Genomic DNA, 25,491 nt, shown 5'->3' with positions numbered 1-25,491 from the left:
CACTACACAAGGATTGAAAGAAAAAAAACAACATAAAAACAAACTTTAATAAAACTTTAACAAAAATTTAACAATGGGGGGGGGTAAATTGTTTACCTTTGCAGCGTAATATTAAAAAATATAGACAAATGGGACTCTTAGACAAGAACATTACCATCACTTTTCTCGAAGGCAAAGTGCCTTTGGAAGATTTATTCGAGTTACTAAAAGAAAAACTCGGCAGTAAGTATGAAGTAAAATTCCTTAAAAAAGGCAATACAGCGGCTCAGTTTTTAGGCACTGGCAGTGCTAATGACCGTATCTTCATCGCTAAAAACGCTTACCATCGCACCCTTATCACCACCAGTTATGCCCCAATGACTGACGATATGAGCCGCGAAGATACTTATCTCGGCTTCGACCGCAGTACTATGAAAGGCTGGCTAAAAATGCTCTACTCGCAAGGTGGCTGGATTGGGCAGTGGATTATCAGAACCATATACGGCAGCAACCAAGAGTTTGACACTGATATACTTGATGCTATCAACAGCAAATACCCTGTTCAGCAAAAAGACCAAAATGTAGGTATTTCGGCTTTGTGGAAGAAAAATAATTAATTTTAAACCTAAATAATTCAGTATGAAAAAAGTTACTATTTTAGCTGCTATGGCTATCGCTGCTATCAGCTTAACCAGCTGTGACTGGCAAAGTGCTGTACACAGTATCGCTGATAGCGCAATGGGCAAAGAAAAGCCCGATTACGATTACAATAAAGGTGTAGTGGGCAGCGAAGCAGGCGACTATGACGCTGTTTACCAAAAAATATTAGAAAAACACAATATTTCTAACGATACCCTCGACCTTTACAAAGTGAAAAGCGAGTTCAGCAAGCCCGCTTATTGCACTGTAATAGCTGAAGGATTAACAGACAAAAGCAAGAACCTTATAACAGGCTACAATGCCTCTTACAGCAAAGACAACTTGCACTACCTAACGAGTGGGCAGATGGTGATAAAAACCAGCGAAGGCAAACGCGCTAAGTATGATGATTACAAAGAAATCCTCTTTTCTTACGCCGATGTTAAACCTCTTATCGACAAAGTCCCTGACCTTATAAAGGGAGTAAAGGAGAAAGAAAACGGTGCTGAAACCTACGTGCGTAGCTGGGAAATTCAGAAGAATCCTAAAACCTTAGCCTTCGAAATAAAAATCAATACCATTGGCAATGAACCTACTAAAGTAATTGGCAAAACTTACCATTTCGATGCTCAAGGCAACCCTATTAAATAACAAAAGAAGTAATAATTAAAAAAGATTCAAACAATGAGAAAGCTCACATTCCTCGCAGGCGCACTTATCGCCTTAGTACTTACCGCTTGTGGCAAAAAAGCCCCTGTATTGTACGACAAAGAAGGTTTTAAAGAAACTATTGCCCTTTTTAACGACTCTCCCGTAAAGGACAAAGAGTTCCTATTAGTTTATTTCCAATCAGAGAAAGCATTGGAAGACAACACCTTACACTTCGGTAGATTTATATACCCTGACAACGACAAAATGGTAAAACAAGAGTTCAACTTCCCCAAAGAATGGAAAGATGCTACTGCACTTGACAACGTGAAAAAAGAAGGAGAATTCTTCAAACTAAAAGACATCAACACGGATAAAGTAGTAGAAAAGGTAAAAGAAGGTATCGAAAAATTCAAAGATGAATTTCCTGACTACGAAAACTTCAATGTCTCTTGTATCTTTTTGGAAAGCGATGGCACTGCAGGAGGCTATAAAGTAGGTTTCAGAATGGAATTTACTGAAATAGGAAAAGGAAAATCTTATCAAAGGATAGGTCGGAAAAGAACTGTTACTACTACCTATTACAGGGTGTTAGCAGAGCAAAAAGACGGTGAATGGACTTTTGAATCAGAGGAAAAATAATGACACTAACAGACGCTAAACAGCTCGTACTACAAGAGTGCGAACGCGAAAAGAAAATTACAACGCGCAACCTTATTATTGTAGCCGTATTGGCTATAATAGGGGTTGCGCTCCTCGCTATATTTGCCCTACCTATTTTGGGCAAAATGATGAACAGTGCCGAAGGTATTCCACCGCAAATTAAGTACATTTTGCCTATAGCGGTGATTGCCTCTGTTTACTACCCCCTAATGCGTGCTCGTGCTATCTTTGGCAGGAAGCAAAAAGTAGAAGCCTTTTTCAACCTCGTACAAGCGGGAAAAGAAGTGCGCTTTCATCACGAGTTAGAGACTTATCTCACTGTGATACCTTTAGGAAAAATAAAATATCAGTTAGACCCTATCACTCGTATTTACGTATCGATTGATAATCAGCAATATGAATTGCCTATACAGAAGTATCGCGCAGCAGACCTAAAGCGCGTGTTAGAGCAACCCCAAAATATAGAAACCTATAACGAGGTGATGAAAGAGCTGTATAACAAGACTGATGACACAAAGGCTACTAAAATAACCCCTGAAGAAAAGATAAGCCTAAAACCTGTAGAAGAGTTTCGCTCTTTTGCCGAAAAAGAGTTTGGCACAGAGCTTGCAGCTATGGAAAAAGGGCGTAGTGTGAGTAAGAACACCCTCTATATGCAAATAGCCTTTGCGGTTGCCCTAATGGGTACTATTGCCTATTTGGTACTATCAGGCACCCTGTCAGTGGGCAGTTCAAACTATATCTTTATCATCTTAGCGATTATGATAGGAGGTAGTTTTTTATGGACGATGTTCACCAAACGCTATATGCAAAGCAGGCTAACAGGCACCACCGATTTCACGCAAGTAAAGAAGAAAGTTTTTAGCAAAGTAGTACAGTATATCAGTCCTCAGTTTCAATACTTTGAAAACGGACATATAGGCATTGCTGAGTTTATAGACTCGTTGTTATTTAAGTTTGAGCGTTACACCCTAAAAGGTGGCGACCAAATAGTAGGGCATTATAATGGTATTCCTTTCCAATCGTGCAACCTAATGGTCACTTTCCGTCCTAATATGCGTAACGAGAAAGAAGGTGATGATGTAGTGTTTTACGGGAATTTCTTTGTAGCGCGCTCGCCTAAGACATTCGAGCACCCTATCGTAGTACGCCCCGTGAAAGGTTTCTTTAGCGATTTCAACGATAATGCTATCAGCACTTATCTGAATTATGGTGGGGAACGCATACGCTTAGAAGACCCTGAGTTTGAAAAGCAGTTTGAAGTGTATTGCGATGACCAAATAACGGCGCGCTATGTGCTTACCCCTGCCTTTATGCAGCGACTCAAAAAGCTAAACGAGCGACACAAAGGGCAAGTGTACTTTGGTATCAACAAAAACAATATCGTGATTGCTACCAATGAGGGCAACTCACTAATGACAGTGGGCAGTTCGCCAGCGGCTATGCTCTTTCAGAAGATAGACCTACCTATGGTAGAGAGCGTATACCGCGAACTCGTAGAGCAACTACAGATGATAGACACACTTAAATTAGTTGATAATTGATAATTCAAAATTCATAATTAGTTATGATGTATATGATTATAGGGGCAGTGGTAGTACTGCTGCTCCTTTATATAGCAGGAGTATTCAACGGCATAAGCAAGCGCCGCAATCAGATAGAGAATGCTATCTCGTCATTAGATGCGCTTTTCATACAGCGTGCCGAGCTAATACCCAACCTAATAGAAACAGCTAAGCAATATATGGCTTTTGAGAAGGAAACCCTCACCAAGATAGCCGAATTGCGCAAGCCTATCAACCTCAGCGATATTACTGAAAGCGATAACCCTTATGCTGGCACCGACTCAACAGGTGTTGCCCTCAAAGCGTTTATGCTACAAGCAGAGGCTTACCCCGAATTGGAGAGCAACCAGCAGTTCAACTACCTGCAACGTCAGCTCACCGAGTGTGAGGAGCAGCTATCGGCGGGGAGGCGTTTCCTAAGTGCTTCTATCACTGATTATAACGATGCTATAGTGGTATTCCCCAAAAACCTTATAGCCAATGTGTTTGGTTTCAAAAAATACCAATGGCAATACGCCACTACTGAGCAGCGCAAAGCTGTAGATGCAAAGGCACTTTTTAACAATTGATAATTGACAACCCTCAATTATCAATTGTTAATTGTGCTATATACTTTCCTTCTTTTTCTTCAATAGTATACTGGTGCCTTTCAGGGTAAAGAAGCGTTAGCCGTTTCTTCAGATTATCAATGCCTATCCCTGAGCTATACAAGCTCTCTTGTGTAGGGATTTTCGTATTCTCACTTCTGAATATTATGGTATTCCCTTCTACTCTTAGGCTAAACGATAAAGTTGTAGTAGTCGTAGCCGATACCCCGTGCTTAAAAGCGTTCTCTACCAAACTGATGAATAGCAAAGGGGCTATGGTAAGCTGCGGCACTTGTTTGGGGAAATCTACCTGCACTGTAGTTTTATCAGTCAGGCGTAGCTGCATTAGGCTAATATACTGTTGCAAAAAATCTACTTCTTCTGCCAAGCTAATCTGCTTTTGGTCGCTGTTTTGCATAAAATGACGCATCAGCTTGCTAAGGCTATGCACACTTTCTTGTGCTTTTTGAGGGTCAAAGGCTATAAGCGAATAGATATTGTTAAGCGCATTGAAAAAGAAATGCGGTTGCAGTTGGTATCTCAGTTGGGTAAGGTCAGCTTGTAGTTTCTGCGCTTGGACTTCTTTTTGTGCAATTTCTAAAGAAAAGTTGCGTTGTGCATAGCGTATTGCCATTGCAAAAACTACCGGCAAGAGGTTTGAAAGGAAATCAAAATAGACAAAAGCGTGAAAAGGAGGCATTTTGTGTTTCCTTTTGTGAAGCTCGAAGTACGAAAAAATCTCATACTTGCTGTACGAAATACATAAAATGAGTGCCACTGCTACCAATATAAAGAGTATATATCGTTTTTTAAACCATAACTTATCAATAAGCCAATAGTAATAGCTGTAGAACAAAAACATCAAAAAAGGTAAGGATGCTAACGAACGGTAAAGCGCCTCCTCAAAACGTTGATTGCCTTCGGAGATAAAGATAAGGGCAGGCATTATAAAAACGACTGCCCAAGAAGCTATGTGTGTTAAAAGTTTCATTCTTTATACTTTGATGTTTTTAAATAACTTTCTGTAAAACTCTTGATGATTTCAGAAGAATAGTCTCCTCCTTTGGCATAAGAGATACCCATAACTTCTAAAGCTATGGCTTGACAGTGTTCCTCATTAATAGTAATAGCTTGGTTATCTAATATTTCTCTAACAATAACCATACATTTTTGCAGGTCTTCTGCTGTAGCATAAGGAGGTAAAGTTATATTCATCTGTTTTTATTATTTCTAATTGCCTGTGCGGCTCGCACTACTCATATCTAAGGGCACTAATAGGTTCTAACTCGGCTGCTTTGCGAGCAGGATACCAACCAAAGAATACCCCTGTAATGGTACATACTAAGAAGGATATTACAATAGAATACAAGGTGATACTCACTGGCCAGCCTATAAACAGCGATACGCCTACGGTAGCTAATAAGCCAATAATTACCCCTAACACCCCTCCAGTAATGCTAATAAGCACCGACTCGATAAGGAACTGCGCCAAAATATCCTTGCCCTTAGCCCCAATAGCCATACGCAAGCCTATTTCCTTAGTGCGCTCTTTTACCGATACGTACATAATGTTCATAATACCTATACCACCTACGATAAGCGAAATGCTCGCAATAGCTACTAATAAAATAGTAAGCATCTCACTGGTAGAACTAAATGTACTGATGAGTTCTTGTTGCGAAAACACATTGAAATCATTCTCTTGTGTTGCCGAAAGGTTATGTGTGCGCTCTAAAATTTTCTTTACTTGGTTTACTGCATTCTCCGACTGACTTTCATTGAGCACCGAAGCCACAATACTCTGCAAGAAAGTTTGCGCCAAAATGCGTTTTTGTACCGTAGTATAAGGGGCGATAATGACATCGTCTTGATCCTGACCAAAGTTGCTCTCGCCTTTTTTGGTAAGGATACCAATCACTTTAAAAGGGATATTCTTAAAGCGTATGGTTTGCCCGATAGGGTTTTCACCATTAGTGAAGAGGTTCTTAGCCACTGTTTGCCCTATAACGGCTACCTTAGAGAAATTAGTAATCTCATCTTCACCAAACATACTCCCTTCAGCCACACTCCATTCGCGTATGGGCAGGTATTCGGTATTCACGCCATAGATAGAGGTAGGCCAGTTGTTGCCTCCTGCTATACTTTGTCCGTTGCCACTTACTACGGGCGATACATATTTCAATAGGGTACCTTCTTTTTTAAGGGCTTCGTAATCCGTCATTTTCAGCGATTGCATATCGCTCATACTCATACGCACCCCGCCCATCATACCCGCACCCGGACGGATATTGAGCATATTAGTACCCATTTTAGAGATATTCTCCTTGATGCTCTTTTTAGAGCCCTCGCCAATGGCAAGCATGGTTATCACTGAGCCCACCCCAATGATGATGCCCAGCATCGTAAGCATAGCCCTTGTTTTATTGAGCAAAAGGGCACGCCACGCTATTTTAAAAAGGTTTTGTATATTCATAATGTTAATTAGCAAATTAGAAAATTAGCAGATTGGCAAATTCTGTAAGACTAGAAAGGTTGTCCTATAATACGGGTTTTATACTCACCTTTTACTATTTGCCAGCACACTTCGTAAGCATTGGCACCACTACCATTATGGGCAATAATGTAAATTGTATCTTCCTCTTTGTCATAATATACCGCATTATTATCAGTATACATAGCTACTTCGTACAAATCATCATAAGCACTTTTAGGGATAGATACGTTTTTGCCGTTGATAGTTACAATGATACTCTTGTAATGGTCTTCAGGTATAAAGGAGGTGTCTGTACCTTGAGCACTCTTACCATCAATGATTAACTCCTCGTAATATTTATGCTTTTTCTTGGTAATCTTGTGTTTAGTTTTATCAAATGGCTGTCTAGTAAGAGTAACACTAATGCCCTTTTCAGCAATGGTGATACTATTCTCTGTCTCTTTCTCTTTACCTTTGCCAATAGAAGGAAATTCGCCTATCATCTTCAGGCGACTTTTATGTACATACCCTTTATCTACAGCAATCCAATTAAAAAATATCTCTTCACCAGTTTCATCTTCTGTAGTATCAAATAAAGTGTATACAAGTGTATTATTAGGCAAAGTGCCTACAATTTTGCTTTTTACGCTTTCTTTAGCGCGAATGTTCACATAGCCGTCTTTGTCTTTTACTACGGCATAGTCTCCAAAAGGACCTTGCGCAAAGGCGTTGGTCGTAAGGAGCAGGAATAAAATAAGTAAGTGTTTCATAAAATTTTTAATTATTCTCTACAATACAAAAATCTACTCCATTGCCTTCTATATAAAGGTTCACAATACTGATGTTTTTATTTTGCAATTTGAGTTCAAAAGCCTTCATCTTATCCTCGATAATTTCATCAACCGAGAAAACACCTTCATTAACTAATTGAGATTGCTTATCCAACAAAGAAATAAGTTCTTTGGGAATGTTATACGTATTGGTAATCTCCCCTACAAAATGCTGATATTGTATGCCCTTAGCCTGATACGTTCTATGCCAATGATAGGAGATTTCCCAAAAAGGAGTATTGTGGTTATCGGTAATAAGGTCTATTAAATTCATATCACTAACTTTTTAAAATCTCCCGTAAAGTATTAAAAACTTTCTGAGAAAAATCATTTTCATCAATGGTTTCTGGAAGCACTAAGTAGTAATAATATACCTTTGAAAAAATACAATAAAAATCATTATAAAAACTATCATAAGGCTCCTGCTCAAACTCAAAGTATTTTGCCCCACAGTTTAGATTAGTTTCCTTTAGTTCCAAACAAAAACAACCTTCTCCATTCATAAGAGTGTTATAACCTTTCTCGTCATGTATGGTAAGCATCTTTTTATTCTTCCAAAAGAAATAACCTCTGTGGTCATATTCTTCTTGATTGAAATATTCCCATTGATACCCTATACTCTTAGCAAAATCCAACATTTTTTGTACGACTATCTCTATTGGTTTGTCCGAATAAAAGGGGTAAAACTCTCCTGTGAATTCCATAAAACTACCATTTTTAAAATTTATTGAGTTATATTTTCTACTCTTCCTCTGCTGCCCAATCATAAAAACCACTTTCGCGCAATTGGGCTTCATACTCCTGAATGATTTTTAATATTTGGTTATATTGTTTGTTTAGCTATAATTAGTTCTTTTATTTGAGTAGTAGGACATTCTCCTTCTAAAAATAGCACTCCTGTACACCCTAAATCTATAAAATCAATAGAACGACCATACATTTCTATTTGTTTTAGGGTGAAATTTATCTCTATCAAAGTGTTATTGTCTTTTTTGCAAAGATTGAAAACCTCTCCTTTATGAATAATATCCCCTGCAATCACTCTTCCTGCTACTGAAAATGTATTTTCATTAATAACTGAAAACTTTTCTACTTGAAATGTTTTATTCATAACATCAGTATTGTCAAAAGAAAAAGAATATCCCTGTTTTGTATTCTATAGCTTTATGAAGCATTGCTAATAATTTCTGTCCGACAGGTAGTTTGCTTATGGTATTAGCTCCTGTAATTTCATAGGCTTTTTGCAGAGCTTCTACACCTATAATATCCTCCCATTCATAGTCATCAATAAGTTTATCTAATTCGTAATTAAGTTCGTGAAATAGGTGCGAGTTCCAAAGCTGTTGAAACTCTTCTTATGTTAAGTTCCAGTCTGTAAAGCCTTCTTCCAAATTCACATCGTTGATAAACTTTTCCATTGCCTCCACACTTGTGAATGTTGATATTGTTTTAGAACTATGACTCATTGTTATCTATTTTAGGCAAAGATACTCTTTTTTTATTTTTTACTCTTCCTCTGTAGCCCAATCATAAAAACCGCTTTCTCGCAATTGGGCTTCATACTGCTGAATAGTTTTCTCATCGTACTTTTCTCTTTGGATAAACTTTCCTATTTCAAAATAGATGTCTATTGGGTTCAGTCCATAAAGGTGAGCGATGAGGGTTGCTAAGTTTCTATCAGAGTAATGCTCATAAAGCACATAAGTCATTAGCCTAAAATCTGTTTCCTCTATCTTTGGGAAAGCCTTTTTGATAAACTGAAGTGATTTCTCAAACCACACTTTTTCAGGGGCTACTACCTCATTCAGCCAGTCGGTATACCACATTTCAAAGGTGAGTTTTTCTCCCTTCTCGTTAAGCTCAGGCGACAGTCCGCCATAATCCTGACGACTATCGAGCCATATATAGCCTTTTTCTTTACCATTCACCACCAAAAGATACGAGGCTCCGTGCCCTATATGGCATATTTGCAAGCAACCACTGATGCGCTTTGTATCCATATAGGATTCCACCTCCTCTGGCGTAGGGCGCTCACCACCGTCCCAATCAATACTATTAAGCCATTCCTCTTCATTCCAATGCTCGGTGTAAGGGAAAGGCGTAGAGAGGTCTATAGTCCGGTCTTTCCACATCAAATCTTCCGTTGCTTCTTTAAGAGAACGCAGTCCGTAATCGGGACCCACACAGCCATTGGCGATTTGGGTAATGAAAGTACGATAATCCGCAGGGAGAGTGATACGATTTTCTTTCTCTATTTTGGCTACTTTTGCTTCTTCCAATACGGGATTCATATATATACCGCCAAATCGTTTTAGCTGAGGAACCTCTAAGATGATTTGTATTTTCTTTTTGATTTCTTCTATATTCATATATGTTGAATTGTGCGAACAGTGTTCGCACTTTTTCTCTTTATCCTGCTACTCCAGACTCTATAAACACCAATTTTTGATTTTTCCATTTGAATCTCCAATAAGTAACGCTTTCCATAACCTCAAATACCTCCGTATCATAGACTCCCTTAATCTTATCATCATCTTGTACTTTTTTAGAATGACCATCTTCAAACCACCCAATCTCTACTTCACTACCGTCTATAGATATATAATATTTGTTACTCCCCTTAAAGTTATCTACCTCTACGCTATAATATCCTTGATTTTTAATCCAATGAATATCATCTATATCTAATTTAGCAATGGTTTTACTAAGATACTCATTAGAGTTACCTTTGGGAATAGGATTATTACCTTTTAGGGTTTCTGCTTTTAAACTTCGCAATGCTTCTATAAGTTTTTCTCTATCAGCTTTTAGTATTGCCGTGTGTTCTTGAAATAGCTTCACATTCTGTTCTTCCACTGCGTTGAGTTTCACTTTACTATTGTCACTCACAGGCTTATACCACGGTTTTTCATTAAAGTAATTGCTTATTTCATAGTCTTTAAACTTATAACCTTTGCGAGCGTAGAGGTCATTGGTGAGGAAGCGCAATTCATCTATGCTCAATTTGCTGATTTGTTGTTCCTTAATCACTTGGGTGGCACAAGTGGTGCAATCTTTTAGCTGTGCCGTAGCGTTTAGTGAGAACAACGCTATTGATAAGAAGTATAACTGTTTCATATAAAGTATTTTTTCGGCAAAGATACTAATTTCTTTTCAACTTTACCAGAGCCCCACCGTTATTCCTCACTCGTATTTCTCAATTGCGCCAGCTGTTCTTTAGCATTTAGCCTATCGGTTACTTCCTTATCGCTAATGATGTGCCCATCTTTCAGCACTACCGTGCGTTTGCTAAATTGGGCAATATCGTCTTCGTGGGTTACAAATCCTATAGTGCTACCTTGTTCGTTTAGCCGTTGAAAGAGCTCCATTACTTCGTAGGAAGTTTTGGTATCGAGGTTTCCAGTTGCCTCATCGGCGAGGAGAATAACAGGCTGATTCACGAGCGAACGCGCAATAGCTACCCGTTGCTGCTGTCCCCCCGATAGCTCACTGGGCAAATGGTTGAGTCGGCTTTCTAACCCTACACTGATGAGGGCTTCTATAGCGCGCTCGCGGCGTTCTTTGGCTGACACTTTGGGGTTGTACATCAGCGGAAGCTCTACATTCTCAATAGCTGAGGTACGGGCTAATAGATTGTACGACTGAAAGATAAAACCTATCTTGGTATTGCGTATATGCGCCAATTCGTTTTTGCTCATATCTTTCACCGAGATACCGTCCAAAATGTAATCGCCAGAAGAGGGACGGTCTAAGCAACCTAATATGTTCAGCAAAGTCGATTTGCCCGACCCACTAGGCCCCATAATGGTTACGAACTCACCTTCTCTGATGGTCAGGTTGATGCCTTTCAGGGCGTGTACCGTCTCGTTGCCCATCTGGAAGTTGCGCTTCATATCGCGTATATCTATAATGGCTTTTTTCATTTATTTAGCTTTTGAATTGTTTCTACTAGGGCGTTTTGGCATAAACGGACTGCTGCTATCGCTGCTCTTACTCTCGCCTCCTGCTACTCGCGGTGTGTTGCCCTGCAAGCTGGTGGCTACTTTTTCGCCAACGTTGAGTCCACTTACTACTTGCACGTTGATACCGTCATTGCTACCTATGGTTACGGCTTTCTGAGCGAGAGTGCCGTCAGCGTTCACTACCCACACGTATTTATTCTTTCTTCTACCGTGTTGTACTTTAGGTGCTTCAGCAGTAATACCCTTTTGGGCGTAATATTGCAGTAACACATCAGTATCAGGCTTAAAATTGATAGCCTTAGCAGGCACTATGGTCACACCTTTCAGCTCATTGGTATAGATAGCGATGGTAGCAGTAAGCCCTGGTTTGAGTTTCTCGTCGGGGTTTTCTGCCTCCACTATCACCGTATAAGTCACCACGTTTGATGAAGTGGTAGGCGATAAGCGCACTTGGGTCACACGCCCTACGAACTCCTCCTGAGGATAAGCATCTACGGTAAAACTCACGCGTTGTCCTACTTTCACTTGCCCTATATCGGCTTCGTCTACATTCACCTCTACCTGCATACGTTTGATGTCTTTAGCTATTTTGAAGAGCGTAGGCGCACTCATCGAGGCGGCTACCGTTTGCCCCTCTTCTACCTCTTTGCTAAGGATAATCCCATCGATAGGCGAATAGATATTGGCATAACCCAAGTTAGTTTTCGCCTGATTAAGGGTCGTAAGACGTTGAGCTACACTGGTTTTCGCATTGTTAAGCTGATACAATGCTTGCTCATAATCCTGCTGACTAATCACTTGGGCACTGTACATTTTCTTCTGGCGGTCGTAGTTCTGCTGATAATAATTCAGTTCGTTAAGGGCAGAATTGTAGTTAGCCGTAGCGTTGATAACGTTTTCTTGTAGATTGGTCTTGTCGAGTTCCGCTAGTAGCTGACCTTTCTTCACTTGGCTGTTATAATCTACATATATTTTGCTCACCAAGCCCGATACTTGGGTACCTACTTCCACCTCGTCTACTGGTTGTACACTCCCCGTAGCGGTTACTTCGGTAGTGACATCACCTTGAGTAACCTCATCGGTTTGCAATATAATAGGCGTTGGTTTTTCTTTCATAAAAAACTGATAGCCCACAAAAGCCACTACAGCCAGTAGCGCAATAATAATGATTTTTTTGATTTTCTTTTTCATCGTATTTAGTCGTTAGTTATTAGTCATTAGTTGTTAGTCGTTAGTCGTTAGCAGAATGTTGTCGCTTTTGCGTCGCATCTCCCCCTTTGAAGGAAGTCCGCGAGCTGGCGCAGCGGAGTATGTGCATAGGGGGGATGTTTTTCAGAAAGATGACCGTCGCTACATCCCCCCTCCTTGGGAGGGGGTTAGGGGGAGGACCCCCATATAAAACTTCAGCAGCTGCACATAGAGTGCCGACATATATTTGTTTTGCAAATACGTTTGTTCGGCGGTTAGGTAAGCATTCTCACTTACTAAAAGCTCCGTATTGGTAAGCCCACCAAACTCGTGTTTTTTCACTGCCAAATCGTAAGCCAATTTGGCATTATCGCGAGCCGTACGCGAGGCCGCCTGTTGTGCGTGGTGCGTGGTGGCATTCTGCCAAGCGGTTTCTATCTTAGCATAAAGGTCTTTTTCAGCTTGTTGCTCTTCCAAAACGGACTGTTGCTGAGTGAGTTTCGCTAACTTCACATTGTTTTTGTTCTTGTTTTGCGAAAAGATAGGGATATTAAGCGATGCTCCTATCGTCTGACCAAAATTGCTATCTAACTGAGTAGCATAACTTAGGCTATTGAGGTTAGAATACCCTGTATTCACTCCCGCCTGCAAACCTATAGAGGGCAACGCTCCTGCTTTGGCTATCTTGATGTCCTTTTCGGCTATCTTTTGTTGCGATTGATAGATTTTCAGGTTAGGAAGCGTCTGTTTAGCTTGTGCAAACACCTCGTCTTTGTTAGGGATAATCGCCACATAGTCATCTTCTTGCAGGTCGAGGGCAATGGCAAAATCGCTATTGGGGGGGAGTTCTAAAAGCTGTTTGAGGGTAAGCACGCGACTCGCATATTGGTTTTCAGCCTGAATGATAGCGTACTCATTATTAGCGTTGCGCGTTTCTATCTCTGCCAAACTGAGCTTAGCTATCGAGCCGTTGGCGAACTTAGTTTGCGCTTGCTTAAGTTCTTCAGCCGACGAGCGCGCTGCATTCTTGGCTACCGCTATCCCTTCATAGCTGTAGAGGGCTTGCAGATAGGCTTCCAGCACACTCAGGGTGATGTTGTTCTTCGCCTCTTGCACGTATAGTTCGTTCTGCTCTAATAGCAGCTGGCTGCGGTCTATTTGCAAATTGAGTTTATTGCCCTGATAGAGCGGCATAGAAGCCGAGACCCCAAAGTTGTTAGAAAAAGTACGGCGCGACACCCGTTCATTAGAAATCTGGTTAATTGCCGAACCGTTATTGAGGTTTGCCGATGCCGAGCCACTGACGGTAGGCAGGCGGTTATCTTTCGCCTGACTGAGGTTAATTTCAGCGGTCTGCTGGTTGAGTTCGGTTTTCTTTACGCTGATGTTATGCTGCACAGCATAGTTAATACAATCTGTCAGCGACCACTGTTTAGATTGCGCCCATACCCCTAAAGGCAGCATACACATTGATAATATATAAAAGTTCTTTTTCATAAGCTTTCTCTTTGTTTATCATTTTGCTGATGCAAAGGTAAGACAACTAAGAGGCGTAAAACAAAGAATATCGACCAAAAGCCCAATTTTATAGACGAAAACCCTCAATTTACCAATTCGCTAATTCGCTAATTTGCTAATTTAGCAATTTTTTCTGTAACCATCTACCCTATACAAACGATATAAGAACAATACAGAAACGATATAGGAAGACCTAATATTTACCGAAGTACAAACATCTAATAATATAGCCAAGACCAGAAAAATATACTCATCCCCATCAACAAATCGACAAATCACCAAATCGACAAATCACCAAATCGACAAATTGACAAATCGACAAATTGACAAGGCAAATTGGCACTATTTTTGCGGGCTTATAAGCAACATAAAAAAAGAGTTTTTTGTATGGCAAACATTACATTTCATAACGAACCTGCTCACACAGCAGGCGATCTTCCTAAAGTGGGCACCGTAGCCCCTGACTTTTCAGCTGTTAAAAACGACTTGGCTGAGGTAAAACTTTCTGACTTCAAAGGCAAGAAAGTAATTCTAAACATCTTCCCTAGTGTTGATACAGGCGTATGTGCAGCCTCAGTGCGCAAGTTTCACGTTGAGGCTTCAAAGCTAAACAATGTGGCTATCCTTTGCATCTCTAAGGATTTGCCTTTTGCTCTTACACGTTTTTGCGCTGCTGAGGGTATCGATAACCTCGTAATGCTTTCTGATTTCAGAGGGGGTTTTGAGCAACATTATCCTATTGCTTTCACCGATTCTCCTCTTAAAGGATTGCTATCGCGCAGTGTGGTAGTGGTTGACGAAAATGGCAAGGTAGTCTATACCGAACAAGTAGCCGAAACTACCGACGAACCTAACTACGCCAAAGCGTTAGAAGCCATCAAATAAGGCTTAGTTTGTAGTAAATTTTTCATAAAGACAAAAGAGGTAACAAGTGGGGTAAAACTTGTTACCTCTTTTTTTTTCAGAATTGGCAATTTGACAAATTATTTGTACCTTTGCCCCCTAACTGATAACAAAAAAATGGCTAAAAAGAAGCAGCAACAAACCGACGATAAAAAAGAAGATAAAAAAGACGACAAAAAACCTAAGAAAAATAATGCCGCAAAGGTCAGACAGCGCCGTATTGCTGTGGGGCTTTTCTTAATATTTCTGGCATTTTTTCTGCTTTTCACCTACTTTTCTTTTTTCTTTTCGTGGCAAACCGACCAAAGTATTTGGTCTGACCTTAGCGCACGCGATGAGGTAGCCGAAAATTGGATGAGCAAGATAGGGGCTTACCTCGGTCATATACTCATATACAAAGGGTTTGGAATAGCTTGTATTATAGCTTTTTGGCTAATACTCATCACAGGGCTTAAAGTACTGCTCAATATCAAAATGCCACTGCTAAACCGCTGGTATTGGGGCACGCTGCAAATGGTGTATGTATCTACCGCTTTTGGCTTTTTCTCTGGCAAAGCTACCGTACTTGCAGGGGCGGCAGGCTACGAACTCAACCAATGGTTGCAAGACTATTTGGGCAAGATAGGCACCGTGCTACTGCTAATCTTAGGAGCGCTGCTGTATGCCGTATTCAAATGGCAACTCACCCCCGAAAAAGTAATTGACTTCGGCAAGGGTATCGCCAATAAAGTTAAACAAGCTATCCCCGAAGAGGAAGAAAAGCCTGCTGTTAGCGAAGTAACTTCTGAAGTACAGACCGAAGAAGAGGAGGAAAACGAAGCACCTGAAGAGGCTGACAATGAGCCTTTAGAAATTATTATCCCGCAAGCGGAAAACACGCCTGTAGACCCTTTCACTCACCAAAGAGAGATACCGCCATTACACCCTGAAAGTCCGCTCGAAATTACCAATACCAGAGAGGAAGAACCTGCCTTTACTATCACCCCTACGGTACCGCCAGCTATGGTAGACCCTGAAGAGTTGGCGCAGCAGTTGGTGCAAAACTATGGCGAATACGACCCTCGTTTAGACCTAAGCGACTACCGTTTCCCTACCATAGAACTTTTAGACGAGCCCAAAGACAAAAGTATCATCATCAACGAAGAGGAGCTAAAAGAGAATAACGATAAAATTATCAAAACTTTAGCCGATTATAAAATTGAAATCTCTAAAATCAAAGCTACTGTAGGCCCTACAGTTACCCTATACGAAATAGTACCGGTAGCAGGTACGCGCATAGCCCAAATTAAGCGTTTGGAAGACGATATAGCGCTCTCATTAGCAGCCCTTGGTATTCGTATCATCGCACCAATCCCTGGTAAGGGTACCATAGGTATTGAGGTACCTAATAAAAAACCGACTACCGTGTATATGCGCACGATGATTACGGCTCAGAAATTCCAGAATGCCGAAATGGAGCTACCTATAGCCTTTGGTAAAACTATCAGCAATGAACCTTTCATCACCGACCTTGCTAAAATGCCTCACCTGCTGATGGCGGGGGCTACAGGGCAAGGTAAATCAGTAGGGATAAACGTGGTGCTTACCTCTCTGCTTTACAAAAAACACCCTGCTGAGGTGAAATTTGTATTGGTTGACCCTAAAAAGGTAGAACTTTCTATATTCGAGACTATTGAGCGCCACTACCTCGCTAAATTGCCTGATAGCGAAGAGGCTATCATCACCGACACTAAGAAAGTGGTCAATACGTTGAACTCATTGTGTATAGAGATGGATAACCGCTACGAGCTGCTGAAAAACGCTCAAGTGCGCAACATCAAAGAGTATAACGCTAAGTTCAAGGCGCGACAACTAAATCCTAACGAGGGGCACCGCTTCTTGCCTTACATCGTATTGGTGGTAGATGAGTTTGCTGACCTGATAATGACGGCAGGCAAAGAGGTTGAATTGCCTATAGCTCGTATTGCGCAGCTGGCGCGTGCTATTGGTATCCACCTGATTATCGCTACACAGCGCCCTTCGGTAAACGTTATCACAGGGGTTATCAAGGCTAACTTCCCTGCGCGTATTGCCTTTAAAGTAGCGCAAAAAATCGACTCTAAAACTATCTTAGACGGTTCGGGTGCCGAGCAGCTGATAGGGCGTGGTGATATGCTCTACTCCCAAGGTAATGAACCGGTGCGCATACAATGTGCTTTTATAGACACTCCAGAGGTGAAGCGCATCACCGAGTATATAGGGGCGCAGCGCGCTTACGCCAATGCTTATTTGCTACCTGAATACGTAGGCCCTGATAGCGAGCCTACTGACCTATCTGACTTCGACCCCTCAGAGCGCGACTCGATGTTCCGAGAAGCTGCCGAAATAGTGGTAAACGCCCAACAAGGCTCGGCATCGCTCTTGCAGCGCAAGCTCAAGTTAGGTTACAATCGTGCAGGTCGCCTCATCGACCAATTAGAGTACGCAGGTATTGTAGGCCCTTTTGAGGGCAGTAAAGCCCGCCAAGTGCTTGTGCAAGACATTGTAGCTTTAGATAGATTATTAGGAGGTGAATAATAACAATAAACAATAATTACAATGAAAAACATTATTTTATCAATAGGCTTGCTATTTGCAACAGCCTTATCAACAGCCCAAAACGTATTCCAAGCTTCTGGCGAAAGAAGTGTACTAAGAACAGAACTGCCCAAGTACACTAAAATAGATATCGATAGTAGGTGGGAGGTTACATTGGTAAATGAAAAAAACGACCATATCTACATCGATGCTGATAATGCAATTCACCCTATCATCAAAGCTACTGTGGAAGATGGAACTTTGAAAATATCTTTGGAAACACCTAAAGGCGTGAATTTTGTGCAAACAGGAGGCATAAAACTCAAAATCCCAATTAAAGGAACAAGCGAATTGAAAATGCAAAGTGGCAAAATTCGTTCAGAAGAACCTATAAATATGCCTTCCTACAAAATGCTTCTCGACTTTCTTTCGGAGATTGATTTAAAACTGAATATCAATGATTTGGATTTAGAAATAGGTAGTTGTAGGGAAGGAAACTTACAGCTCAATTGCCGAAATCTCACTTTCAATGCAGGCTCACTCGCTAAGCTGCCTATTAGTGGAAAAGTAGAAAATCTCAATTTTGTTTCTAACAGAATCATCCAATTAGAAACTTACGACCTAAAAATACAAAATGCTATTTTTAATACTTCGGGTATTGTAAAAGCAAAATTGAGAATTGATGGTACTATACAAGGAAAACCAAGCGGTATTTTTGAACTTTATTACAAAGGTAATGCTACTAACCAAATAGAAACAAACTCAATGATTAAGGTCATTAAAGAAGAAAAATAATGAATCAACAACAAGATTTTCTAAAATATCAAGCTCCTACTTCGCCTTATCCGCGATTGTTGGAGGTAGAGCGCGCGGAAGGTAGCTATATCTACACTACCGATGGTAAGAAATATTTAGATTTTGTAGCAGGAGTATCGGCTTGTACCTTAGGGCATTGCCACCCTGCAGTAGTGAAAGCCATACAAGAGCAATGCGCTACTTATATGCACGTAATGGTCTATGGCGAGTACATACAAAAGCCTGCAGTAGACTCAAGAGGTTAAAAACAGGGGTGCAATGGAAAGAACTTCCAATTGAGGTCTATTTTGAAAAAGGAGAAATCTCTTGGCAAAATGTCTATTACTACTTCAACAAATGGAGTAAAGACGGTAGTTTTCAGCGAGTATGGTTAAATCTATTAAGCAAGAAGAAAAGAAAATTAGATATGTCTTGCGTTCAATTGGATGGTAGTCATACACGTTGTCGGCAAAAAGGAGAATCTACAGGCTATTAAGCAAGAAAAAAATCCGTAACCACAAATAGCATTTTTTTGTGTGATAATAAAGGGCAAATGATAGCAATGGGGAGTATCTTGATGTAACTTGGATTGGAATGCTTTTATTAGGGTTTATCTCCAAGTTCCTAAAAAAAGTTTAAACACGTTTATTGATAAAATAGGGAGAGAGGTTATTCCTACAAGATATTTTGATGCAAAAAGTTTCTCAGGAGGAGTAGCTTTAGTTCGCCCCACTGAACTTGATAGATGGTTTGAAATAAACAAGAAAGGTGAGTGTGCAGAGTTTTGTGATGAAGCCCCAGCAGGACACCCCATAACCAAATAATTTTTAAAAATATAACAAAGATGAAAAATATATTACTTTACACTCTATTACTAACTGCTACCCTAACCTATGCGCAAGGTCTGCTACCTGAAGAAAAGGTAAAAAAAGAGCCGTCTGCCCAGCCTGTGCAACAAGCAAAGAAGTATGACTGGAAAGATGAATATTATGAAGGATTAGCAATGGTAAAATTGGATAAAAAATATGGTTTTATAGATAAAACAGGTAAAGAAGTGATTCCTATAAAGTATGATAATGCTAGGGGTTTTTCAGAAGGATTAGCAAACGTTAGGCTAAATAACAAATGGGGTTTTATAGATAAAACAGGTAAAGAAGTGATTCCTATAAAGTATGATTATGCTTGGGGTTTTTCAGAAGGATTAGCTTTAGTAATATTAGATAAAAAATATGGTTTTATAGATAAAACAGGTAAAGAAGTGACTCCTATAAAGTATGATAATGCTAGGGGTTTTTCAGAAGGATTAGCTTTAGTAAAATTGAATAATAGATATGGTTTTATAGATAAAACAGGTAAAGAAGTGATTCCTATAAAGTATGATGATGCGAGCAGTTTTTCAGAAGGATTAGCAAGCGTGAGTTTGAATTATAGATATGGTTTTATAGATAAAACAGGTAAAGAAGTGATTCCTATAAAGTATAATTATGATGTTTGGGATTTTTCAGAAGGATTAGCAAAGGTTAGCCTAAATAACAAATATGGTTTTATAGATAAAACAGGTAAAGAAGTGATTCCTATAAAGTATGTTGATATTTGGCTTTTTTCAGAAGGATTAGCAAGAGTTCTGCTAAATAACAAATTGGGTTTTATAGATAAAACAGGTAAAGAAGTGACTCCTATAAAGTATGATGATGCGAGTAGTTTTTCAGAAGGATTAGCAAGCGTGAGTTTGAATGGAAAATATGGTTTTATAGATAAAACAGGTAAAGAAGTGATTCCTATAAAGTATGATTATGCAGAAGGATTTTCAGAAGGATTAGCAGCCGTAAGTCTAAATAACAAATGGGGTTTTATAGATAAAACAGGTAAAGAAGTGATTCCTATAAAGTATGATGATGCTGAAAGTCCTTCAGAAGGATTAGCTAAAGTAAAATTGAATGATAAATATGGCTTTATAGATAAAACAGGCAAAGAAGTGATTCCTATAAAGTATGATTATGTTGCGGATTTTTCAGAAGGATTAGCACAAGTAAAGCTAAATAACAAATGGTTCTATATAAACCAAAAAGGAGAATGTGTGAAAGACTGTAATAATGCCCCTGCCGACCACCCCATAGCCAAATAACTTTTAAAAAATATTACAAATATGAAAAACATATTACTTTACACTCTATTACTAACTGCATAGCTGATATAGAAGCATACGATTTGAAAATACAAGATGCTACTTTTGACAACTCATCAATACTAAAAGCTAAATTGTATATTAACGGCACTATACAAGGCAAATCTAATGGCTTTTTTGAATTGCGATACAAAGGGAATGCTATTAGCCGTATAGACCCCAGCCCAATGGTTAAAATTATAAAAGAAGAAAAAGAATGAATCAACAACAAGATTTTCTAAAATATCAAGCTCCTACTTCACCCTATCCGCGATTGTTGGAGGTAGAGCGCGCCGAAGGTAGCTATATCTACACTACCGACGGTAAGAAATATTTAGATTTTGTAGCAGGAGTATCGGCTTGTACCTTAGGGCATTGCCACCCTGCAATAGTGAAAGCAATACAAGAGCAATGCGCTACTTATATGCACGTAATGGTGTATGGCGAGTACATACAAAAGCCTGCGGTAGATTTCTGCAAGCTCCTTGCGGCACAACTACCCCCCGAACTCAACACTACCTATTTGGTAAATTCGGGTACGGAAGCCATTGAGGGGTCAGTAAAGTTGGCGAAGCGCGTAACAGGGCGCACCCAACTGATTGCTGCCAAAAATGCATATCACGGCAACACGCAGGGCTCGATGAGCCTAATGGGCTATGAGGAGCGCAAGCGTCCGTTTCGTCCGCTCCTACCCGATGTAGATTTTATAGAGTTTAACAACGAGGCTGATATACTGAAAATAACCGAGCGCACGGCTGGGGTAGTTTTAGAAAGCATACAAGGGGGCGCGGGCTTTATAGAACCTCAAAACGATTATCTTATCAAAGTAAAACGCCGTTGCGAAGAGGTAGGCGCCCTGCTGATTATAGACGAAATACAACCTGGTTTCGGGCGCACCGGTAAGCTCTTTGGGTTTCAGAACTACGGCATCACCCCCGATATTATCGCTATAGGCAAGGGTATGGCAAGCGGTATGCCGGTGGGGGCTTTCGTATCGTCATACGAGCGTATGCAGCTATTGGCAAACAACCCTAAAATGGGGCACATCACCACCTTTGGCGGTAACCCCGTGATTGCAGCAGCCTCTTTGGCTACTCTCAACCAGCTGCTCACCACCGACCTAATGGCTCAAACCTTAGAGAAAGAAAAGCTTTTCCGTCAGTACCTACAGCACCCGCTTATAGAGAGTGTAAACGGCAAAGGACTGATGTTAGCGGTTATCGTTAAGAGTTCAGAAATAGCTGATTTTGTGATTAACTATTGTCAAGACAGAGGGCTAATAGTGTATTGGCTGCTGTTCGAAGGTCGTGCTGTACGTCTTTCGCCTCCGCTCACCCTCAGCGAAGCCGAAATAAAAGAGGGTTGCGACATCATCTTAGAAGCTCTTGAGGTTGCAAAAACGAAGTTCTAAAAACAAAAGACGACAGACAAGAGACGAAAAACAAGAGGAAAGGTTGCTAATTTAAGATTATTTATTATCTTTGCCGAGAAATCGACAAATTAGCAAATCGACAAATCGACAAATCTATCAATATGAGCAAAGTACTAACATCTTTATTAGATAACGATTTTTACAAATTCACAATGCAGTGCGGAGTGGTGCAGCTATTCCCAAAAACTAAAGCGCGCTATACCTTTATCAACAGGGGTAAACACGAGTTTCCCGAAGGGTTTGACAAAGCCCTACGCGCCGCTGTTGATGCTATGGCAGAACTTAAAGTCACTAAAGACGAAAAAGCTTTCTTGGTGAAGAATTGCCCCTATTTAAGTCCGCTATACTTAGATTTTTTAGAGGGCTATCGCTACGACCCCTCAGAGGTGCATATCACCCAAGAGGGTAGCAACCTAAAGGTAACTGTTGAAGGACATTGGTATCGCACTATTCTTTGGGAAGTGCCTTTACTGTCTATCATCAGCGAATTGTACTACCAGCTAATGAATGCTACTGCGTGGACAGACGCTCAGGTAATTGCTAATACCAGAGAAAAAGAATTGTTATACAAAGAGTTAGGAGTAGTTTTTGCCGAATTTGGTACCCGTAGGCGACATTCTTACCACGTACACGACATCGTGATGCGTACCCTCTTAGAAGGCTATGGTAGTACCTTTATGGGCTCAAGCAATGTGCATTTCGCTATGAAATACAAGGTAAAACCGATAGGCACACACGCCCACGAGTGGTTTATGTTTCACGCTGCCGAGTACAGCTACAAAATGGCAAACGCCCTTTCATTAGAGCACTGGGTAGATGTGTACAGAGGCGACCTTGGGGTAGCGCTATCAGACACCTACACTACCGATGTGTTCTTTAAGCAGTTCGACAAGAAATTCAGCAAACTTTTTGACGGGGTACGCCACGACAGCGGCGACCCGATAGTATTTGCCGAAAAAACCATAGCACACTATAAGAAAATGGGCATCGACCCGCTATCAAAATACATTATTTTCTCTGACGGACTAAATCCTAAGAAAGTACAGGCTATTACTGAGGCGTGCAAAGGCAAGATAGGCATCTCATTTGGTATAGGCACCGACCTGACTAACGATGTAGGCTTGCGCCCTATGAATATAGTGATGAAGCTAACTGAAGTACTAACCAGCGATGACGAATGGGTACCTACCGTAAAACTATCGGACGAGCCTAACAAGCATACAGGCGACCCTAAGATGATAGCCCTTGCAAAAGGAATATTAGGAATTGAATAATCTTATGAAATACGCATTGATGATAGCAGGTATTGCGGTAGCCTTATCGCGGTATCTTTTTCCGGAGTACGACCAAGTGCTATTAGTAGTAGGGGTTTCCTTGCTAATGGCTGGGGTCTATCTCGTATCAAGAGGTTTATCCTCTAAAAATGAAGACAATTAGCAAATTAGTGAATATAGGAGATTACATAGAAGTATTAGACGACACCATAAAAGGACACGTAGTGCGCGTTACGCCACAAGAGGTAACAATGCTCAGCACCGAAGGTTTTGAGCTTAGCTTTCGCGCCGACGAAGTAGTGGTTATCAGTGAGGAAGTGCCTATAAAAAGTGCTTTTGCTACGATAGATGAGGAAAGCCTCAGAAAAGATGTGCTCCCTAAAAGACGTCAGAAAGCACCCCTTACCAAGCGCGAAAAGTCCATACCCCCAATGGAGGTAGATTTGCACATCGAACAATTAGTTGATTCTACAAGGAATATGACCAATTATGATATGCTTACCCTTCAACTCGAAACAGCACGTCGCCAATTAGAGTTCGCTATCGCTCAGCGCATTCAGCGGGTAGTGTTCATTCACGGGGTAGGCGAAGGAGTGTTGCGCACCGAATTAGAGTTTCTGTTGGGTCGCTATTCTAATGTTACTTTCTATGATGCCGAATATGCCAAATATGGGGTGGGCGCCACCGAAGTGTATATCTACCAAAAAGCAAAATAATGATTGAAGCCACTAACATACACAAAACCTATAAAACGTTGGAAGTGCTCAAAGGCGTATCGGTAGAGGTAGCAAAAGCTGAAATAGTATCGATAGTAGGAGCCTCAGGGGCAGGAAAGACTACCTTGCTGCACATTTTAGGCACCTTAGACAGTCCAGATGCTAATACTGAAGCCTCACTGCGTATCAACGGTACAGACATATTAGCTCTTTCGTCTAAAAACCTTGCTAAATTCCGCAATGAGCATATAGGTTTTATCTTTCAGTTTCACCAACTCTTGCCCGAATTTACAGCTTTAGAGAACATTTGTATTCCTGCCTTTATCAAAGGGGTTGGCAAAAAAGAAGCTGAAAAGCGCGCTATGGAGTTATTAGACTTTCTGCATTTGGGGGCAAGAGCCCATCATAAGCCTAATGCCCTTTCGGGGGGCGAACAGCAGCGAGTATCGGTAGCTCGAGCCTTGATAAACCAGCCCGATGTAGTATTTGCTGACGAACCCAGTGGCAACCTCGACTCTGAGAGTGCAGAGCATCTACATCAACTGTTTTTTCAGCTCAGAAAAGAGTTTAACCAGACTTTCGTAATCGTAACCCATAATGAGGAATTAGCAGCTATGGCTGATAGAAAGTTAGTAATGGTAGACGGAAAGATAATTAGCAAATTAGCAGATTAGTAACTTTAAAATTAACGTATACATTTATGAAGAAAATCTTATTAATGACCCTTATGGTTTGCGGGCTAACAGCTTGTACTTCGCTACCTCAGTCAGCCAACAATTTTATCAGCACTTATTTTGCGCATACAACGGTGCAAGAAGTAGAGCGCGAGAGTGATACGAATGGCTATTCAGTTAAACTGAAAGATCGCACCGAAATAGAATTTGCTGAAAACGGCGATTGGCAAAAAGTAGAAGCCGAAGACGGCAATAGTATCCCAACTGATTTCTTCCCTAAGAAAATAGCCGATTATGCTGCTGAACGCTCTTTCATCATTGAAGCGATTAGCAAGACTAACATAGGCTATAAAGTAGAAATTGTAGGTTCTAAAAGTGCTTTGTTTTTCAATAAAGCAGGCGACCCTATAGGTAATTATTAAAAAATGGCATTACTTTTGCTTTCAAAAAAAATTGTATCAAATAAATAATAATAAAATGAATACATTAAAAAAATTATCAACTGTAGCTTTTGCCCTATTTGCTTTTGGGGTAGCTAATGCTCAAGAAGACGGATTGATACCTGTTCAGTCACTGCCTGCTAGTGCACAAACATTTATCAATCAGAACTTTTCTCCCAATAACATCGTTTCAGTATGGCAAGACAATGAAAATGGTAGAGTAGAAGATTACACCGTACTCTTTGCCGATGGCACTGAAGTAGAATTTCGTGCTAATGGCGACTGGAAAGAAGTAAAAGCGCGCAACGGAGCTGTACCTGCTAAAATAGTACCTGCTAAAATAAGCAAATACGTACACAAAAATTATCCTAATGTCCTCATCAAAGAAATTCAGAAAGAAAGAAGAAAATATGAGGTAAGCCTCTCTAACGGATTGGACTTAGATTTTAATTTGAATGGTAAATTTTTAAAAATAGATGACTAAT

Annotated in this window: 31 protein-coding genes and 1 pseudogene; 20 read left to right on the top strand and 12 right to left on the bottom strand. The window is 40.4% G+C overall.

Features of this window, described 5'->3' with window-relative positions:
• The first annotated feature begins 128 nt into the window (after positions 1 to 128).
• From C8P65_RS02250 to C8P65_RS02230, 5 genes are read left to right on the top strand one after another with little or no spacing between them, the layout of a single operon-like run.
• Positions 129 to 596: a hypothetical protein gene (locus tag C8P65_RS02250; protein WP_107780937.1), complete on the top strand. Its 468-nt coding sequence runs from the start codon at positions 129 to 131 to the stop codon at positions 594 to 596.
• Between the two features lie 22 nt (positions 597 to 618).
• On the top strand, positions 619 to 1,269 hold the full coding sequence (locus tag C8P65_RS02245) for a hypothetical protein (protein WP_107780935.1): 651 nt from the start codon (positions 619 to 621) through the stop codon (positions 1,267 to 1,269).
• Between the two features lie 33 nt (positions 1,270 to 1,302).
• Positions 1,303 to 1,908 (top strand): Dabb family protein, encoded by a 606-nt coding sequence (locus C8P65_RS02240; protein WP_009388812.1) that lies wholly within the window; start codon positions 1,303 to 1,305, stop codon positions 1,906 to 1,908.
• Positions 1,908 to 3,473 carry a DUF3137 domain-containing protein gene (locus tag C8P65_RS02235; protein WP_107780933.1) on the top strand — a complete coding sequence of 522 codons (1,566 nt, stop codon included), beginning with the start codon at positions 1,908 to 1,910 and terminating at the stop codon, positions 3,471 to 3,473. Before C8P65_RS02240 ends, C8P65_RS02235 begins: the two co-directional genes overlap by 1 nt.
• A gap of 23 nt (positions 3,474 to 3,496) precedes the next feature.
• Positions 3,497 to 4,063, top strand: coding sequence for a LemA family protein (locus tag C8P65_RS02230; RefSeq protein WP_107780931.1), 567 nt, complete (start codon positions 3,497 to 3,499; stop codon positions 4,061 to 4,063).
• A gap of 13 nt (positions 4,064 to 4,076) precedes the next feature.
• Here C8P65_RS02230 and C8P65_RS02225 read toward each other — a convergent pair whose 3' ends face one another.
• The 12 genes from C8P65_RS02225 to C8P65_RS02170 all read right to left on the bottom strand — a co-directional run bounded on the left by C8P65_RS02225 (position 4,077) and on the right by C8P65_RS02170 (position 14,031).
• Complete coding sequence (locus tag C8P65_RS02225) at positions 4,077 to 5,072, bottom strand: sensor histidine kinase (RefSeq protein ID WP_107780929.1); 996 nt, start codon at positions 5,070 to 5,072, stop codon at positions 4,077 to 4,079.
• Positions 5,069 to 5,296: a succinylglutamate-semialdehyde dehydrogenase gene (locus C8P65_RS02220; protein WP_107780927.1), complete on the bottom strand. Its 228-nt coding sequence runs from the start codon at positions 5,294 to 5,296 to the stop codon at positions 5,069 to 5,071. The genes C8P65_RS02225 and C8P65_RS02220 overlap by 4 nt, the downstream gene beginning before the upstream one ends.
• 37 nt (positions 5,297 to 5,333) lie before the next feature.
• Positions 5,334 to 6,554 carry an ABC transporter permease gene (locus C8P65_RS02215; RefSeq protein WP_107780925.1) on the bottom strand — a complete coding sequence of 407 codons (1,221 nt, stop codon included), beginning with the start codon at positions 6,552 to 6,554 and terminating at the stop codon, positions 5,334 to 5,336.
• A gap of 50 nt (positions 6,555 to 6,604) precedes the next feature.
• Complete coding sequence (locus tag C8P65_RS02210; protein ID WP_107780923.1) at positions 6,605 to 7,324, bottom strand: SH3 domain-containing protein; 720 nt, start codon at positions 7,322 to 7,324, stop codon at positions 6,605 to 6,607.
• A 7-nt stretch (positions 7,325 to 7,331) separates the two neighbouring features.
• Complete coding sequence (locus C8P65_RS02205) at positions 7,332 to 7,658, bottom strand: hypothetical protein (protein ID WP_107780921.1); 327 nt, start codon at positions 7,656 to 7,658, stop codon at positions 7,332 to 7,334.
• A gap of 4 nt (positions 7,659 to 7,662) precedes the next feature.
• Positions 7,663 to 8,088 (bottom strand): hypothetical protein, encoded by a 426-nt coding sequence (locus C8P65_RS02200; RefSeq protein WP_146162908.1) that lies wholly within the window; start codon positions 8,086 to 8,088, stop codon positions 7,663 to 7,665.
• Positions 8,089 to 8,207: 119 nt separating this feature from the next.
• Complete coding sequence (locus C8P65_RS02195) at positions 8,208 to 8,495, bottom strand: hypothetical protein (protein WP_107780918.1); 288 nt, start codon at positions 8,493 to 8,495, stop codon at positions 8,208 to 8,210.
• A gap of 394 nt (positions 8,496 to 8,889) precedes the next feature.
• Positions 8,890 to 9,753: a hypothetical protein gene (locus C8P65_RS02190; RefSeq protein WP_107780916.1), complete on the bottom strand. Its 864-nt coding sequence runs from the start codon at positions 9,751 to 9,753 to the stop codon at positions 8,890 to 8,892.
• Positions 9,754 to 9,793: 40 nt separating this feature from the next.
• On the bottom strand, positions 9,794 to 10,501 hold the full coding sequence (locus C8P65_RS02185; RefSeq protein ID WP_107780914.1) for a YARHG domain-containing protein: 708 nt from the start codon (positions 10,499 to 10,501) through the stop codon (positions 9,794 to 9,796).
• Positions 10,502 to 10,560: 59 nt separating this feature from the next.
• The gene (locus C8P65_RS02180) at positions 10,561 to 11,307 is read right to left on the bottom strand and encodes an ABC transporter ATP-binding protein (RefSeq protein ID WP_107780912.1); all 747 of its coding nucleotides are present in this window, start codon (positions 11,305 to 11,307) and stop codon (positions 10,561 to 10,563) included.
• Complete coding sequence (locus tag C8P65_RS02175) at positions 11,308 to 12,537, bottom strand: efflux RND transporter periplasmic adaptor subunit (protein WP_107780910.1); 1,230 nt, start codon at positions 12,535 to 12,537, stop codon at positions 11,308 to 11,310.
• Positions 12,538 to 12,696: 159 nt separating this feature from the next.
• A complete protein-coding gene (locus tag C8P65_RS02170; RefSeq protein WP_107780908.1) occupies positions 12,697 to 14,031 on the bottom strand; it encodes a TolC family protein in 1,335 nt (444 codons plus the stop codon).
• Positions 14,032 to 14,439: 408 nt separating this feature from the next.
• Here C8P65_RS02170 and tpx point away from each other — a divergent pair, with 408 nt between their 5' ends.
• The 15 genes and pseudogenes from tpx to C8P65_RS02105 all read left to right on the top strand — a co-directional run bounded on the left by tpx (position 14,440) and on the right by C8P65_RS02105 (position 25,490).
• The gene (gene tpx, locus C8P65_RS02165; protein WP_107780906.1) at positions 14,440 to 14,937 is read left to right on the top strand and encodes a thiol peroxidase; all 498 of its coding nucleotides are present in this window, start codon (positions 14,440 to 14,442) and stop codon (positions 14,935 to 14,937) included.
• A 135-nt stretch (positions 14,938 to 15,072) separates the two neighbouring features.
• On the top strand, positions 15,073 to 17,511 hold the full coding sequence (locus C8P65_RS02160) for an FtsK/SpoIIIE family DNA translocase (RefSeq protein WP_107780904.1): 2,439 nt from the start codon (positions 15,073 to 15,075) through the stop codon (positions 17,509 to 17,511).
• Between the two features lie 21 nt (positions 17,512 to 17,532).
• The gene (locus tag C8P65_RS02155; RefSeq protein WP_107780902.1) at positions 17,533 to 18,306 is read left to right on the top strand and encodes a GIN domain-containing protein; all 774 of its coding nucleotides are present in this window, start codon (positions 17,533 to 17,535) and stop codon (positions 18,304 to 18,306) included.
• Positions 18,306 to 18,560: pseudogene (locus C8P65_RS02150) on the top strand (aminotransferase class III-fold pyridoxal phosphate-dependent enzyme); the annotation flags it as partial. The gene C8P65_RS02155 and the pseudogene C8P65_RS02150, both read left to right, overlap by 1 nt.
• Positions 18,500 to 18,802: a transposase gene (locus C8P65_RS12420; RefSeq protein WP_245887283.1), complete on the top strand. Its 303-nt coding sequence runs from the start codon at positions 18,500 to 18,502 to the stop codon at positions 18,800 to 18,802. The pseudogene C8P65_RS02150 and the gene C8P65_RS12420, both read left to right, overlap by 61 nt.
• Positions 18,803 to 18,890: 88 nt before the next feature.
• Positions 18,891 to 19,130, top strand: coding sequence for a WG repeat-containing protein (locus tag C8P65_RS02140; protein WP_009391869.1), 240 nt, complete (start codon positions 18,891 to 18,893; stop codon positions 19,128 to 19,130).
• A gap of 20 nt (positions 19,131 to 19,150) precedes the next feature.
• A complete protein-coding gene (locus tag C8P65_RS02135) occupies positions 19,151 to 20,431 on the top strand; it encodes a WG repeat-containing protein (RefSeq protein WP_107780900.1) in 1,281 nt (426 codons plus the stop codon).
• Between the two features lie 83 nt (positions 20,432 to 20,514).
• The gene (locus C8P65_RS12050) at positions 20,515 to 20,691 is read left to right on the top strand and encodes a hypothetical protein (RefSeq protein ID WP_009750791.1); all 177 of its coding nucleotides are present in this window, start codon (positions 20,515 to 20,517) and stop codon (positions 20,689 to 20,691) included.
• Complete coding sequence (locus C8P65_RS02130) at positions 20,688 to 21,881, top strand: aspartate aminotransferase family protein (RefSeq protein WP_107780898.1); 1,194 nt, start codon at positions 20,688 to 20,690, stop codon at positions 21,879 to 21,881. Before C8P65_RS12050 ends, C8P65_RS02130 begins: the two co-directional genes overlap by 4 nt.
• Before the next feature lie 122 nt (positions 21,882 to 22,003).
• Positions 22,004 to 23,176, top strand: a complete 1,173-nt coding sequence (gene pncB / locus C8P65_RS02125) for a nicotinate phosphoribosyltransferase (protein ID WP_107780896.1) — start codon at positions 22,004 to 22,006, stop codon at positions 23,174 to 23,176.
• Positions 23,177 to 23,180: 4 nt separating this feature from the next.
• Complete coding sequence (locus tag C8P65_RS12045) at positions 23,181 to 23,339, top strand: hypothetical protein (RefSeq protein WP_009390439.1); 159 nt, start codon at positions 23,181 to 23,183, stop codon at positions 23,337 to 23,339.
• On the top strand, positions 23,326 to 23,892 hold the full coding sequence (locus C8P65_RS02120; protein WP_245887281.1) for a Smr/MutS family protein: 567 nt from the start codon (positions 23,326 to 23,328) through the stop codon (positions 23,890 to 23,892). The genes C8P65_RS12045 and C8P65_RS02120 overlap by 14 nt, the downstream gene beginning before the upstream one ends.
• Positions 23,892 to 24,566: an ABC transporter ATP-binding protein gene (locus C8P65_RS02115; RefSeq protein WP_009390441.1), complete on the top strand. Its 675-nt coding sequence runs from the start codon at positions 23,892 to 23,894 to the stop codon at positions 24,564 to 24,566. The genes C8P65_RS02120 and C8P65_RS02115 overlap by 1 nt, the downstream gene beginning before the upstream one ends.
• 26 nt (positions 24,567 to 24,592) lie before the next feature.
• The gene (locus C8P65_RS02110; protein WP_107780895.1) at positions 24,593 to 24,988 is read left to right on the top strand and encodes a PepSY-like domain-containing protein; all 396 of its coding nucleotides are present in this window, start codon (positions 24,593 to 24,595) and stop codon (positions 24,986 to 24,988) included.
• A gap of 55 nt (positions 24,989 to 25,043) precedes the next feature.
• A complete protein-coding gene (locus C8P65_RS02105; protein WP_107780893.1) occupies positions 25,044 to 25,490 on the top strand; it encodes a PepSY-like domain-containing protein in 447 nt (148 codons plus the stop codon).
• The last annotated feature ends 1 nt before the right edge of the window (position 25,491 follow it).

This window comes from Capnocytophaga leadbetteri (genome assembly GCF_003054025.1).
Classification (GTDB): domain Bacteria; phylum Bacteroidota; class Bacteroidia; order Flavobacteriales; family Flavobacteriaceae; genus Capnocytophaga; species Capnocytophaga leadbetteri.
The sequence above is the reverse complement of the archived record's forward strand: the minus strand, read 5'-3'. Positions and strand labels throughout refer to the sequence as shown.

Excerpts from the sequence above, each read along its gene's own strand:
- C8P65_RS02250 (WP_107780937.1), top strand. The coding sequence starts at position 129 with ATGGGACTCTTAGACAAGAACATTACCATCACTTTTCTCGAAGGCAAA.
- C8P65_RS02245 (WP_107780935.1), top strand. The coding sequence starts at position 619 with ATGAAAAAAGTTACTATTTTAGCTGCTATGGCTATCGCTGCTATCAGC.
- C8P65_RS02240 (WP_009388812.1), top strand. The coding sequence starts at position 1,303 with ATGAGAAAGCTCACATTCCTCGCAGGCGCACTTATCGCCTTAGTACTT.
- C8P65_RS02235 (WP_107780933.1), top strand. The coding sequence starts at position 1,908 with ATGACACTAACAGACGCTAAACAGCTCGTACTACAAGAGTGCGAACGC.
- C8P65_RS02230 (WP_107780931.1), top strand. The coding sequence starts at position 3,497 with ATGATGTATATGATTATAGGGGCAGTGGTAGTACTGCTGCTCCTTTAT.
- C8P65_RS02225 (WP_107780929.1), bottom strand. The coding sequence starts at position 5,072 with ATGAAACTTTTAACACACATAGCTTCTTGGGCAGTCGTTTTTATAATG.
- C8P65_RS02220 (WP_107780927.1), bottom strand. The coding sequence starts at position 5,296 with ATGAATATAACTTTACCTCCTTATGCTACAGCAGAAGACCTGCAAAAA.
- C8P65_RS02215 (WP_107780925.1), bottom strand. The coding sequence starts at position 6,554 with ATGAATATACAAAACCTTTTTAAAATAGCGTGGCGTGCCCTTTTGCTC.
- C8P65_RS02210 (WP_107780923.1), bottom strand. The coding sequence starts at position 7,324 with ATGAAACACTTACTTATTTTATTCCTGCTCCTTACGACCAACGCCTTT.
- C8P65_RS02205 (WP_107780921.1), bottom strand. The coding sequence starts at position 7,658 with ATGAATTTAATAGACCTTATTACCGATAACCACAATACTCCTTTTTGG.
- C8P65_RS02200 (WP_146162908.1), bottom strand. The coding sequence starts at position 8,088 with ATGGAATTCACAGGAGAGTTTTACCCCTTTTATTCGGACAAACCAATA.
- C8P65_RS02195 (WP_107780918.1), bottom strand. The coding sequence starts at position 8,495 with ATGAATAAAACATTTCAAGTAGAAAAGTTTTCAGTTATTAATGAAAAT.
- C8P65_RS02190 (WP_107780916.1), bottom strand. The coding sequence starts at position 9,753 with ATGAATATAGAAGAAATCAAAAAGAAAATACAAATCATCTTAGAGGTT.
- C8P65_RS02185 (WP_107780914.1), bottom strand. The coding sequence starts at position 10,501 with ATGAAACAGTTATACTTCTTATCAATAGCGTTGTTCTCACTAAACGCT.
- C8P65_RS02180 (WP_107780912.1), bottom strand. The coding sequence starts at position 11,307 with ATGAAAAAAGCCATTATAGATATACGCGATATGAAGCGCAACTTCCAG.
- C8P65_RS02175 (WP_107780910.1), bottom strand. The coding sequence starts at position 12,537 with ATGAAAAAGAAAATCAAAAAAATCATTATTATTGCGCTACTGGCTGTA.
- C8P65_RS02170 (WP_107780908.1), bottom strand. The coding sequence starts at position 14,031 with ATGAAAAAGAACTTTTATATATTATCAATGTGTATGCTGCCTTTAGGG.
- tpx (WP_107780906.1), top strand. The coding sequence starts at position 14,440 with ATGGCAAACATTACATTTCATAACGAACCTGCTCACACAGCAGGCGAT.
- C8P65_RS02160 (WP_107780904.1), top strand. The coding sequence starts at position 15,073 with ATGGCTAAAAAGAAGCAGCAACAAACCGACGATAAAAAAGAAGATAAA.
- C8P65_RS02155 (WP_107780902.1), top strand. The coding sequence starts at position 17,533 with ATGAAAAACATTATTTTATCAATAGGCTTGCTATTTGCAACAGCCTTA.
- C8P65_RS12420 (WP_245887283.1), top strand. The coding sequence starts at position 18,500 with ATGCGCTACTTATATGCACGTAATGGTCTATGGCGAGTACATACAAAA.
- C8P65_RS02135 (WP_107780900.1), top strand. The coding sequence starts at position 19,151 with ATGAAAAATATATTACTTTACACTCTATTACTAACTGCTACCCTAACC.
- C8P65_RS02130 (WP_107780898.1), top strand. The coding sequence starts at position 20,688 with ATGAATCAACAACAAGATTTTCTAAAATATCAAGCTCCTACTTCACCC.
- pncB (WP_107780896.1), top strand. The coding sequence starts at position 22,004 with ATGAGCAAAGTACTAACATCTTTATTAGATAACGATTTTTACAAATTC.
- C8P65_RS12045 (WP_009390439.1), top strand. The coding sequence starts at position 23,181 with ATGAAATACGCATTGATGATAGCAGGTATTGCGGTAGCCTTATCGCGG.
- C8P65_RS02120 (WP_245887281.1), top strand. The coding sequence starts at position 23,326 with ATGAAGACAATTAGCAAATTAGTGAATATAGGAGATTACATAGAAGTA.
- C8P65_RS02115 (WP_009390441.1), top strand. The coding sequence starts at position 23,892 with ATGATTGAAGCCACTAACATACACAAAACCTATAAAACGTTGGAAGTG.
- C8P65_RS02110 (WP_107780895.1), top strand. The coding sequence starts at position 24,593 with ATGAAGAAAATCTTATTAATGACCCTTATGGTTTGCGGGCTAACAGCT.
- C8P65_RS02105 (WP_107780893.1), top strand. The coding sequence starts at position 25,044 with ATGAATACATTAAAAAAATTATCAACTGTAGCTTTTGCCCTATTTGCT.